8 protein-coding genes are annotated in these 11,269 nt (G+C 73.5%); 4 read left to right on the top strand and 4 right to left on the bottom strand.

Annotated features, from left to right (window positions below; genetic code table 11):
• The first annotated feature begins 54 nt into the window (after positions 1 to 54).
• From HMPREF3159_RS01460 to map, 4 genes are all read left to right on the top strand, one after another.
• Positions 55 to 978: an ABC transporter ATP-binding protein gene (locus HMPREF3159_RS01460; RefSeq protein WP_070499299.1), complete on the top strand. Its 924-nt coding sequence runs from the start codon at positions 55 to 57 to the stop codon at positions 976 to 978.
• Positions 975 to 1,784 carry an ABC transporter permease gene (locus HMPREF3159_RS01455; protein WP_070499298.1) on the top strand — a complete coding sequence of 270 codons (810 nt, stop codon included), beginning with the start codon at positions 975 to 977 and terminating at the stop codon, positions 1,782 to 1,784. The genes HMPREF3159_RS01460 and HMPREF3159_RS01455 overlap by 4 nt, the downstream gene beginning before the upstream one ends.
• Positions 1,785 to 1,942: 158 nt before the next feature.
• A complete protein-coding gene (locus tag HMPREF3159_RS01450; RefSeq protein ID WP_070499296.1) occupies positions 1,943 to 2,926 on the top strand; it encodes a COX15/CtaA family protein in 984 nt (327 codons plus the stop codon).
• Positions 2,923 to 3,744 (top strand): type I methionyl aminopeptidase, encoded by an 822-nt coding sequence (gene map / locus HMPREF3159_RS01445; protein WP_070499294.1) that lies wholly within the window; start codon positions 2,923 to 2,925, stop codon positions 3,742 to 3,744. Before HMPREF3159_RS01450 ends, map begins: the two co-directional genes overlap by 4 nt.
• A gap of 171 nt (positions 3,745 to 3,915) precedes the next feature.
• Here map and HMPREF3159_RS01440 read toward each other — a convergent pair whose 3' ends face one another.
• From HMPREF3159_RS01440 to HMPREF3159_RS01425, 4 genes are all read right to left on the bottom strand, one after another.
• A complete protein-coding gene (locus tag HMPREF3159_RS01440; protein WP_246821409.1) occupies positions 3,916 to 5,790 on the bottom strand; it encodes a 1-deoxy-D-xylulose-5-phosphate synthase in 1,875 nt (624 codons plus the stop codon).
• A 282-nt stretch (positions 5,791 to 6,072) separates the two neighbouring features.
• Entirely contained in the window at positions 6,073 to 8,856 is a 2,784-nt protein-coding gene (acnA, locus tag HMPREF3159_RS01435) for an aconitate hydratase AcnA (protein ID WP_070499292.1), read from the bottom strand.
• A 222-nt stretch (positions 8,857 to 9,078) separates the two neighbouring features.
• Positions 9,079 to 10,401, bottom strand: coding sequence for a class I SAM-dependent RNA methyltransferase (locus HMPREF3159_RS01430; protein WP_070499290.1), 1,323 nt, complete (start codon positions 10,399 to 10,401; stop codon positions 9,079 to 9,081).
• A gap of 121 nt (positions 10,402 to 10,522) precedes the next feature.
• On the bottom strand, positions 10,523 to 11,269 hold a 747-nt coding region (locus HMPREF3159_RS01425), incomplete at its 5' end, for a DUF3159 domain-containing protein (RefSeq protein ID WP_246821408.1).

The following is an 11,269-nucleotide window of genomic DNA, read 5'->3' as shown; positions in this document are numbered from 1 at the left end:
GGACGCGGCGCCGTCCCCGGCCAGGCGCCGCGTCCGGCCTACGATGGGGCGGCCATGGACGACCACTCCCCTGCCCTCGTCGCGACCGACCTCGCCCACTCCTACGGCGCCGTGCGCGCCCTCGACGGCCTGAGCCTGACCGCGGAGCGCGGCGAGGTCACCGCGCTGCTCGGCCCCAACGGCGCCGGCAAGACCACCGCCGTCTCCTGCGCGACCGGTCTGCTGCGCCCCGACGCCGGCAGCGTGCGCGTGCTCGGCACCGACCCCTGGCGCGCGAGCCCCGAGCACCGCGCCCGGGTGGGCGTGATGATCCAGGACGGCGGCCTCGCCTCGGGCGCGACGGCGATGCAGCTGCTGCGCTACGGGGCGAGCCTGCACGCCGACCCGCTCGACGTCGACGAGGTCTCCGCCCATCTCGGCATCGACGAGTTCGCCCGCACCCTCGTGCGGCGCCTCTCCGGAGGCCAGCGCCAGCGGCTCGCCCTGGCGCTGGCGATCATCGGCCGGCCCGACCTCGTCTTCCTCGACGAGCCGACCGCCGGGATGGACCCCTCGATCCGACGCCGGGTGCGCGAGCTGATCCGGGGGCTGGCCCGCACCGGCACCGCCGTCGTGCTCACCACCCATCTGATGGACGACGTGGTCGGGCTCGCCGACGCGGTGCGCGTGATCTCCCGCGGCCGCGTGCTTGCCTCCGGCAGCGTGCAGGAGGTGATCCGCGAGCATCGCGGACCGGGCGGCGGCGTGACCCTCCGGGCGACCGCGAGCGGCATCGCCCCCGACGCCGTGCCCGCCCTCGAGCAGGCGCTGCACGAGGTCGCCGCCCGCCACGGCGCCCGCCTGGAGGTCTCCAGCGCCGCCGCCGCGGACCTCGAGGCGGTGCTGCTGGACCTGATGGACCGCGACGCCCCCGGGGACGAGCCCGCCGGGAGCACGCCCCGCCACGACGACGCCCCCAGCGCAGGAGCCGCCCGATGAGCGCCGCCACCCCGTCGACCTCCTCCGCCGCGGGCGACACCACCGCCGCGCCGCGCGTGCCGCGTCCCGCGCCGGCGATGCGCCGCATCCTCTCCCACGCCCGGCTCGAGACCCGCGTGCTGCTCTCCAACGGGGAGCAGCTCATGGTCGCGATCGCCCTGCCGGCGATGGTGATGGTGGGGCTGTGGCTGCTGCCCGTGGGCCGGCTCGAGGGCGCTCCCGCGATCGACACCGCGGTCGCCGCGACCTTCGCGACCGCGCTGATCTCGACCTCCTTCACCTCGCAGGCGATCATGACCGGTTTCGACCGTCGCAACGGCGTGCTGCGCTGGATCGCGACGACGCCGCTGGGGCGCAGCGGCTATCTCGCCGGGAAGATCCTCGCCACCTTCACCACCCACGTGCTGCAGGTGGTCGTGCTCGGGGTGCTGGGCCTCGTCCTTGGCTGGCGGCCGGAGCTCGCCGGCCTCGCAACGCTCGTCCCCGTCTGGCTGGTGGGGACGGTGGCCTTCGGGGCGCTCGGCCTGCTGGTCGCGGGGCTGCTGCGCACCGAGGCGGTGCTGGCGGTGGCGAACCTCGTGTTCGTGCTGCTCGTCGCCGTCGGCGGCGTCGCCTTCCCCACCACCTCGTTCCCGCGGATCCTCGGCGGGCTCGCGGACCTGCTGCCCTCGGGCGCGCTCGGAGAGCTGATGCGGGCCTGCCTCGCGGGCGGTCCGTTCTCCCCCGGCTCCGCCGTGGTGCTGCTGCTGTGGGCCGCGGCAGGGGTCGCGGCCGTCGTGCGCTGGTTCCGCTGGACGGATGCCTGAGCCGCCTCGCACGAGCCCGACGCCGGGCTCCGGTCCCGGAGCCCCTGTCCGGCCGCTCGGCCGTCCCGGGCGACCGCCGAGTCCTCACGATGCGGGATCCCTCGCATCCGCACCCGGCGTCCAGGCGGCCCTCGGCCGCGGAACCTAGACTGCTGGGCATGTCCTCGCCTGTCCTCTCCGCCGAGCGCTCACCCGAGCGCCACGGGCGGATCACCACCCTGCCCGACCGTCGTCTGACCTCCTGGGGGCCGCAGCGGCGCGCACGTCTCGCCGCCATCGCGATCTGGGGCAACCTGATCTGCCAGATGGGGATCATCCTCTCGGGCGGCGCGGTGCGTCTGACGGGCAGCGGACTGGGCTGCTCCTCCTGGCCGCACTGCGAGCCGGGGAACTTCACCCCGGAGCTGACGCTCGAGGCCGGGATCCACCCCTTCGTCGAGTTCGGCAACCGCACGCTCACCGGCGTGCTGAGCATCTTCGCTGTCGCGGTGCTGCTGGTGACCTACCGCTGGCTCTCCCACAAGGGACGCGGCTTCCGGATGCTGGCGTGGGTGCCGGTGATCGGCACCGCCGCGCAGGCGCTGATCGGGGCGTTCGTGGTGTGGTTCGATCTGCACCCCGGGATCGTCAGCCCCCACTTCCTCATCTCCCCCGTGCTCGGCGCGCTCTCGACGGTGCTGCTGGTGCGGCTGTACGACGGCGACTCGCACGTGCGCCTCGCGGTCCCGCCACGACTGCTGGGGCTCTACGTCCCGCTGGCGGCGGTGGGCTTCGTGGTGCTGGTGCTCGGCACGCTGGTCACCGGCACCGGCCCGCACTCGGGCGACGCCGGGGACGTCACCCGCCTGATGTTCTCCCCGGTCGTGATCACCCGGGTCCACGCCGTCGCGGTCTACCTCTTCCTCGCCCTGCTGATCGCGATGCTGGTCGTCCTCCACCGCTCGGATGCCCGCCGCGAGGCCCGCACCGCGGCCTGGTGGCTGCTCGCGGCGACCCTCGCGCAGGGCGCGGTCGGCTACATCCAGTACTTCACCGGGCTGCCCGAGCTGGTCGTCTTCGGCCACCTGCTCGGCGCCGCCGTGTTCGCACCGATGATCGCCTGGGTCGGGGCCCGGCTGGTCACCTGGCAGGAGGCACGATGATCCTCGGACGGCGTCGCCGCAGCTCCACCCAGGAGCTGCCCACCATCGCGCAGGCCCGTCCGGCCGGCGAGTTCGTCGCCTCCGTGCTCTCGCACCTGCGGCAGGTCGTGGACGTGGGCTGGAACCTGCTGGACGTCGACGCGGAGGCGCATCGCCTGATCCGCGAGGCCGGGGCGACCAGCTGCTACATCGACTACCACCCCGTCTTCGGCGCCTCCCCCTTCGGGTACGTCATCTGCACCTCGCTGAACGAGGGCGTGCTCCACGGCCGCCCCTACGACCGGGTGCTCGAGGACGGGGACCTGCTCTCCCTCGACTTCGCCGTCTCGGTGGAGGGCTGGGTGGCGGACTCGTGCCTGACGATCCCCGTCGGCACCCCGCGCGCGCAGGACCTGCAGCTGATCCGCGACACCGAGCAGGTGATGTGGGCCGGCATCGACCAGGTCACCGCCGGCGCCACCGTCGGCGACATCGGCTTCGCGGTGATGAACGAGGCGACCTCGCTCGGCTACTCGATCAACGACCGCTTCGGCGGCCACGGCGTGGGGTGCACGATGCACGAGGCGCCCTTCGTCCCCAACCACGGCACCCCCGGCGGCGGCGCCGAGCTGGTGGCCGGGCAGCTGATCACCGTCGAGCCGTTCCTGGTGCCGACCACCTCGGAGCTCGTCGTCGACGAGCGGGACGGCTGGACCCAGCTGGCGGCCGACGGCTCCCGCGGCGCGCACGCGGAGCACACCCTGCAGGTCACCGACGGCGCGCCGATCGTCCTCACGGCCCGGGCCGACGACCCTGCTCCGCGCAGCTCGCTGGGCTGAGAGCCCCTGCGGACGCTCCGTTCCGCGGTGCTCACCGCGTCGGCGGCACGGCGTCCTCGTCTCCGGCCCACGACACCCGCCGCGACGGAGCGACGGTGGCCGCGGGTCGTCACCGAGCAGCGCGACTCCGGGGATCGTGTCTCGGAGCAGCCCGACTCAGCGCAGCGCGATTCAGAGCAGTGCGGCGAGGCTCTCGGCGATGCCAGGGGCGTCCAGGCCCTGGTCGGCGAGGATCATGTCGCGCTTGCCGTGGGCGAGGAACTCGAGGTCCACGCCCCGGCAGTGCACGATGGGGCCGGGCCGCGCCGGGGTCGAGCGTCGGCCGAGCCGCAGTGCGAGCGCGGCACCGATCCCCCGTTCCGCGAGCCCGTCCTCGAGGGTGAGCACCGCGCGGGCGCCGGCGGCGAGGTCCAGCAGCTCCTCGCCCAGCGGCAGCGCCCGGACCGGATCGAGCACGACCACGTTCGCCGCGGGACGGGACGCCGCGATCTCCCGAGCGGCGGCGAGGGCGCGGTCGGCGAGGGCGCCGACGGAGACGAGGAGCACGTCGATCGGGGCCTCCGCGTCGCCGTGCAGGACGTCTCCCGCGGGCAGCTGGGCGAGCGCCGGGAGCTCCTCGGGGCAGGCACCCTTGGGGAAGCGGACGATCGAGGGGCCCGGGGTGCCGAGCGCCGCGGGGACCGCCGCGTCGAGGCGGGCGCCGTCGCGGGGCGCCCACAGGCTCAGTCCGGGCACCTGCGCGGCGAGGGCGAGGTCCCAGATGCCGTGGTGGCTCGGACCGTCGTCCCCGGTGATCCCGGCGCGGTCCAGCGTGATCGTGACGTCCTCACCGTGCAGGGCGAGGTCCAGCAGCAGCTGGTCGTGGGCGCGGTTGAGGAACGTCGCGTAGAGCGCGACGAGGGGCAGGCGGCCCCCGGCGGAGAGGCCGGCGGCGGTGTCCAGCGCGAGCTGCTCGGCGATGCCGACGTCGAGGACGCGCTCGGGCATCTCCTGCTGCATCGGGGTGAGCCCGACGGGGTCGATCATCGCGGCGCTGAGCGCGACCACACGTTCGTCGGCACGGGCGGCGTCGAGCACCGCGGCGCCCAGTCGGGCGCTCCAGGTACGGGCGGCGGGCTTCGTCGCCTCCTCGCCCTCGAGCGAGAAGGGGCCGGTGGCGTGCCAGTGGTCCACCGCGTCGGCCTCGGCGCGGGCGAAGCCGGCGCCCTTGCGGGTGAGGACGTGCAGGACCACTCCGGCGCTGCCCGGATCCTCCGCGGCGTCGCGGGCGGCGGCGGTCGCGGCCGCGAGCGCGGTGAGATCGTGGCCGTCGACGGGTCCGAGATAGGTCAGACCCAGCTGGGTGAAGATGTCCTGTCCGGGCAGCACCTCGCCCGTGCGCAGCGCGGCGAGATGCCGAGCGAGGCCGCCGACGGTGGGCGCGTAGGAGCGGGTGTTGTCGTTGAGCACGACGACGGTGCGGGAGCCGCGGTCCGCGGCGAGCTCGTTGAGCGCCTCGAGGCCGACGCCGCCGGTGAGCGCGCCGTCCCCGATCACCGCGACGGAGACGCCCTGCTTCCCCGCGAGGCGGTGGGCGCGGTCCAGGCCGTGCGCCCAGGCGATCGATCCGGAGGCGTGCGAGTTCTCGACCAGGTCGTGCTCGGACTCGCCTCGGTCGGGATAGCCGGAGGTGCCGCCGGCGCGGCGGAGCCCCTCGAGGTCGGCGCGGCCGGTGAGCATCTTGTGGACGTAGGCCTGGTGGCCGGTGTCGAAGACGATCGGCTCCGCCGGGGAGCGGAACTCGCGGTGCAGGGCGAGGGTCAGCTCGACGACGCCGAGGTTCGGGCCGAGGTGGCCTCCGCTGACGGCGCAGATCTCGAGGAGGCGGCGGCGAAGGGTGCGGGCGAGGCCCGGGAGCTGCTCCGCGTCCAGGGCGCGCAGCGCCTCGGGGTCCGCGGGGATCGGCACCTCGGGCGGTGGCACGGTGGAGTCCGCCGCCGGGCGGGAGGGGGCGGGGCGCGAGAGCCGACGGGTCGACGCGACGCCGCGCTGCTCAGTGGTGGACACGCACGGTCCTCCCTCGGGGACGGGGTCGGGACCTGTCCAGAGTACGTGGTTCTGACCTGCCGAGACGGGAGACATGGTCACATCTGTGCACATCTTCACCGGGGCTTCACCCGGCCCCGCCGAGGTGTGCAACGCGGTGCAGACAGCCCGGTCAGGGGTGCGCGAGAGGGTGCCTGCGGCGCCTCCCGCACCCGGACATGACTGCGCCCCGCCGGGCCGGAGCCGGGCGGGGCGCAGCGTGCGCCGGTCACGAGGGATGGACGGCGCGGGAGGGGCCTGCGATCAGGCCGCGACCAGCGAGCGCAGGACGTACTGCAGGATGCCGCCGTTGCGGTAGTACTCCGCCTCGCCGGGGGTGTCGATGCGGACCACCGCATCGAATTCCACGGAGGTGCCGTCCTGCTTGGCGGCGACGACCTTGACCGTCTTCGGGGTGGCGCCCTCGTTCAGCGCGGTGATCCCGGTGAAGGAGAAGGTCTCGGTGCCGTCGATCCCGAGGGACTCGGCGGTCTCGCCGGCGGGGTACTGCAGCGGCAGCACGCCCATGCCGATGAGGTTCGAGCGGTGGATGCGCTCGAAGCTCTCGGCGATGACGACCTGGACGCCGAGGAGCTTGGTGCCCTTGGCGGCCCAGTCGCGGGAGGAGCCGGTGCCGTACTCCTTGCCGGCCAGGACCACGAGCGGGATGTCCTGCTCGGCGTAGGCCTGGGCGGCGTCGTAGATGAACTCCTGCTCGCCGGTCAGGAAGTTCTTCGTGTACCCGCCCTCGACGCCGTCGAGGAGCTGGTTCTTGATGCGGATGTTCGCGAAGGTGCCGCGGATCATGACCTCGTGGTTGCCTCGGCGGGAGCCGTAGGAGTTGAAGTCCTTGCGCGCGACGCCGTGCTCCTGCAGGTACTTGCCTGCCGGGGAGTCGAGCTTGATCGAGCCGGCGGGCGAGATGTGGTCGGTCGTGGTCGAGTCGCCGACCTTGACCAGCACCCGGGCGCCCTCGACGTCGCCGACCGGAGCGGGCTGCGCCTCCATGCCCTCGAAGTACGGGGGCTTGCGCACGTAGGTGGACTCGGAGTCCCACTCGAAGGTCGCGCCCTCGGGAGTCTCCAGGCCCCGCCAGCGCTCGTCGCCGGTGAAGACGTCCTTGTAGTCCTCGGTGAACATCTCCTGGGAGATGGACTCGCCGATGACCTTCTCGACCTCGGTCGGGTTCGGCCAGATGTCGCGCAGGTAGACGTCCTGGCCGTCCTTGTCCTGCCCCAGCGGGTCGTTCTCGAAGTCGAAGTCCATGGTGCCCGCGAGCGCGTAGGCGATGACCAGCGGCGGGGAGGCCAGGTAGTTCATCTTCACGTCGGGGTTGATGCGGCCCTCGAAGTTGCGGTTGCCCGAGAGCACAGCGGTGACGGCGAGGTCCTTCTCGGCGATGGCCTCGGAGATCTCCGAGTCCAGCGGACCCGAGTTGCCGATGCACGTGGTGCAGCCGTAGCCCACCAGGTGGAAGCCGAGCGCCTCGAGCGCCGGCCAGAGGCCCGCCCGGGTGTAGTAGTTGGTGACGACCTGCGAGCCGGGGGCCATGGAGGTCTTGACCCACGGCTTGGCGACCAGGCCGCGGTCCACCGCGTTCTGGGCGAGCAGGCCGGCGGCCATCATCACCGAGGGGTTCGAGGTGTTGGTGCAGGAGGTGATCGAGGCGATCGAGACGATGCCGTGGTCGATCTCGAAGTCCTTGCCCTTGACCTGGACCGGGTCCGAGGCGCGACCGATCACGTTCTGGCGCTCCGGGGCGTCGCCGCCGGAAGCGTTGTCCGACTCCAGTCCGGCCGGGTCCGAGGCGGGGAAGCTGCCGGCGTCCTCGCCCTCCTCGACCTGATGGCCCTCGCCCGCGTAGGACGGCAGCACCTTGCGGAAGGACTCCTTCGCCTCGGTGAGGACGATGCGGTCCTGGGGGCGCTTGGGGCCGGCGATGGAGGGCACCACGGTGGAGAGGTCCAGCTCGAGGTACTCGGAGTACTCGACCTCCGTCGAGGGGTCGTGCCACAGGCCCTGACGCTTGGCGTAGGCCTCCACGAGGGCGACCTGCTCCTCGGTGCGGCCGGTCAGGCGCAGGTAGTCGGTGGTGACCTCGTCGACCGGGAAGATCGCGACGGTCGAGCCGAACTCGGGGCTCATGTTGCCGATGGTCGCGCGGTTCGCGAGCGGGACCTGGGAGACGCCCTCGCCGTAGAACTCGACGAACTTGCCCACCGCGCCGTGCTGGCGGAGCATCTCGGTGATGGTGAGCACGACGTCGGTCGCGGTGGCGGCCGGCGGGATCTCGCCGGTGAGCTTGAAGCCCACCACGCGCGGGATCAGCATGGAGACGGGCTGGCCGAGCATCGCCGCCTCGGCCTCGATGCCGCCGACGCCCCAGCCGAGCACGCCCAGGCCGTTGACCATGGTGGTGTGCGAGTCGGTGCCGACGCAGGAGTCGGGGTAGGCCCGCAGCACCCCGTCGACCTCGCGGGTCATGACGGTCCGGGCGAGGTACTCGATGTTGACCTGGTGGACGATGCCGGTGCCCGGGGGGACGACCTTGAAGTCGTCGAAGGCGGTCTGGCCCCAGCGCAGGAACTGGTAGCGCTCGCGGTTGCGCTCGTACTCGAGCTCCATGTTCTGCTCGAGCGCGTCGAGACGGCCCGCGACGTCGATCATCACGGAGTGGTCGATGACCATCTCCGCGGGGGCGAGCGGGTTGATCCGCTCGGGATCCCCGCCGAGGTCCTGGACGGCCTCGCGCATGGTGGCGAGGTCGACGACGCAGGGAACGCCGGTGAAGTCCTGCATGATCACGCGGGCGGGCGTGAACTGGATCTCGACGGACGGATCGGCCGTCGCGTCCCAGCTCGCGAGCGCACGGACGTGGTCGGCGGTGATGTTCGCCCCGTCCTCGGTGCGCAGCAGGTTCTCGAGCAGGATCTTGAGGCTGTAGGGAAGCTTCTCGGCGCCCTCGACGGCGTCGAGCGCATAGATCTCGTAGTCGGTGCCGCCGACCTCGAGCTTCTGCTTCGCGGCGAATGAGTCGACAGTGCTCATCGGACGCACTCCTTCGGTATGGGTTCGACCCCTCCATCGTAGGCGCGTCGCCCGCGTACGGCAGGCGATCGCGCACCTCGGGGCCCGACGCGGAGGGCGCGGGTCGGGGAGGGGGTGCCGGGCGGATCCCCGGCAAGTATCTTGAAGTCAAGATAAATCATACCACGCAGGACCCCCCGGTCCTGACAGGGCGTCATCTGCGCCGGGCGCGTGTCGGCCCGGTCAGCCCGCGGCGCGCTCGAGGACCGCGACGGACTCGATGTGATGCGTGTGCGGGAAGAGGTCTAAGGCGCGCAGGTCCTTGACCTGCCACCCCTTGCTCTCGATCGCGGCGAGGTCGCGGGCGAGGGTGGCGGGCTCGCAGGAGACGTACACGATGCGCTGGCGCACGGCGCCGGCGAGCAGCCCCATCAGCTCGACGCCCGCGCCGGCGCGCGGCGGATCCAGGACCACCGCGTCGACCCCGCCGCGGCGTGCGCGCACCCAGTCGGTGACGTCGGCCGTGGCGGTGGAGACCTGCGGGAGGTCCTCGAGGTTCTGGGCGGCCAGCTGGGAGGCGCGGCGGTTGCCCTCGACGGAGACGACCGAGCCGCCCGTGCCCACCTGCTCCGCGGCGACCGCGGCGAAGACGCCGACGCCGCCGTAGAGGTCCCAGGCGCTGCCGCCCCGCGGGGCGTGCAGGGCGGAGTCGACGACCTCGGTGAGCAGCTCCGCGGCCCGGCGGTGGGACTGCCAGAAGCCGGTGGCGCTGACGGTGAACATCCGCTCGCCCAGGCGCTCGTGGACGGTGCCGTCGCCGCGCAGCGGGACGAGACCGCGGGCGGTGCGGACCGCGACGTCGGCGTCGCCCCAGCTCTCCGGGATCTCGATCGTCTCGGGATCCAGGTCGCGGCCGATCAGCACCACCGAGGCCGGACCGGCCGAGGGGGCCACGGCGTCGACGGCCTCGGTGCCCTCGGGGGCGGTCCACTCCCCCAGGCGCAGCGCGCGCACCGCGGAGGCCGACAGGGGATCCTCGCCCACGGGACGCACCTCGTGGGAGCGCCAGCCGCGCATCCCGACCTCCCCGTCGGGGCCGACGGCGTAGCGCACCCGGGTGCGCCAGCCGAGCCCGTCGGCGTCGTGCGGGGCGGGCTCGACCTGCACCTGCTCGATCGGGAAGCTCGTCACCCCGGCACGCCGCAGCAGCTCCTGCATGACCTCGCTCGCGATGCGGCGCTGGGCGGGCAGGGCGATGTGCGCCCATTCCGCGCCGCCGACGCCGTCGACCCCGGCCTCCTCCCACACCGTGGGGACGCGGTCGGGTCCGGCCTCTAGCACGTCGAGCGCCTCGGCGCGCCAGAAGCGGGCATCGGCCTTCGCCTGGGGGTCCTCGAGGAGGCGGGCGGTGACGGTCTCCCCCGGTGCGGTGCCGCGCACGAAGACGACCCGGCCCTCGTGGCGGGCCACGAAGGTGCCGCCGGCCGCGGGAGGGCCGGCGGTGACCGTGAGGACTCGGCCGCCGGGGGCGGGGCTGCTCGGCGCGCTGTCGGCATCGGGGGTCATCGGACCACTCTCCTCCACTCCGGGTCCGAGCCCGGCTCGGACGGCGGCAGAACTCTCGGCGGGCACATCGTGCACCATCATCTCATCCAGTGGACGGTGCGCTGACCGCGCCGGTCGGGGCTCAGCGGAGGCCGCGGCGGGCGAGCAGCCCGCGATGCATGAGCCAGACGAGATAGGCGATCACCGCGAAGGCCGGCAGGCCCATGGCGATCTTCGCCGCGCCGAGCGCCGCGACCTGGCCGGTCAGCAGCAGCGGGAGCTGCACAGCGAGCTTGGCCGCGTACAGCCCCGCGAACAGGAGGGTCGCGCGGGTGTAGACGCGGCGGCCGTCCTCGTGCTCGCGCCAGTCCGAGACCCGCGGGTCCAGCAGCGCGACGACCACGCCGACCAGCGGGTGCCGCAGGGCGAGGGAGAGCAGGAGCACGGCCAGCGAGACGGCGTTGGTGACGATGCCCGGCCAGTAGAAGTCGGACCCCTCCCCGGAGCGGACCGCGAGGACCGCGCCGAGCGCGGCCCCGATCAGCCCGCCGATCACGGTCGAGGGGCTCTGGCGCTGGACGAGGCGCACCACCAGCATCACCACGACGGCCGCGACCGCGGCGCCCGCGGAGAGGCCCACGGCGCCCGTGGCGACGAAGAGCACGACGAACAGCAGCGTCGGCAGCACCGACTCCACGATCCCGCGGCGCCCGCCGATCGCGTCGGCGACGGAGAACTCCTCCTCCTGGAGCACGGCGCCGAGGCCGCTGCGGGTCGATCCCTCGCCGCCGGGGGGCTCTCCCGCGGGCTGCTGGTCCGCCGGGGACGCGTCCTGCGCGTCGGCCCCGGGAGCGGGCGCGACATCGGAGCCGCTGCGCGGCGTGGGTCC

This window comes from Brachybacterium sp. HMSC06H03, assembly GCF_001807385.1.
In the GTDB taxonomy this organism is placed as follows: Bacteria; Actinomycetota; Actinomycetes; order Actinomycetales; family Dermabacteraceae; genus Brachybacterium; species Brachybacterium conglomeratum.
Note: the sequence above shows the minus strand (reverse complement) of the source record. Positions and strands in the feature narration are given on the sequence as shown.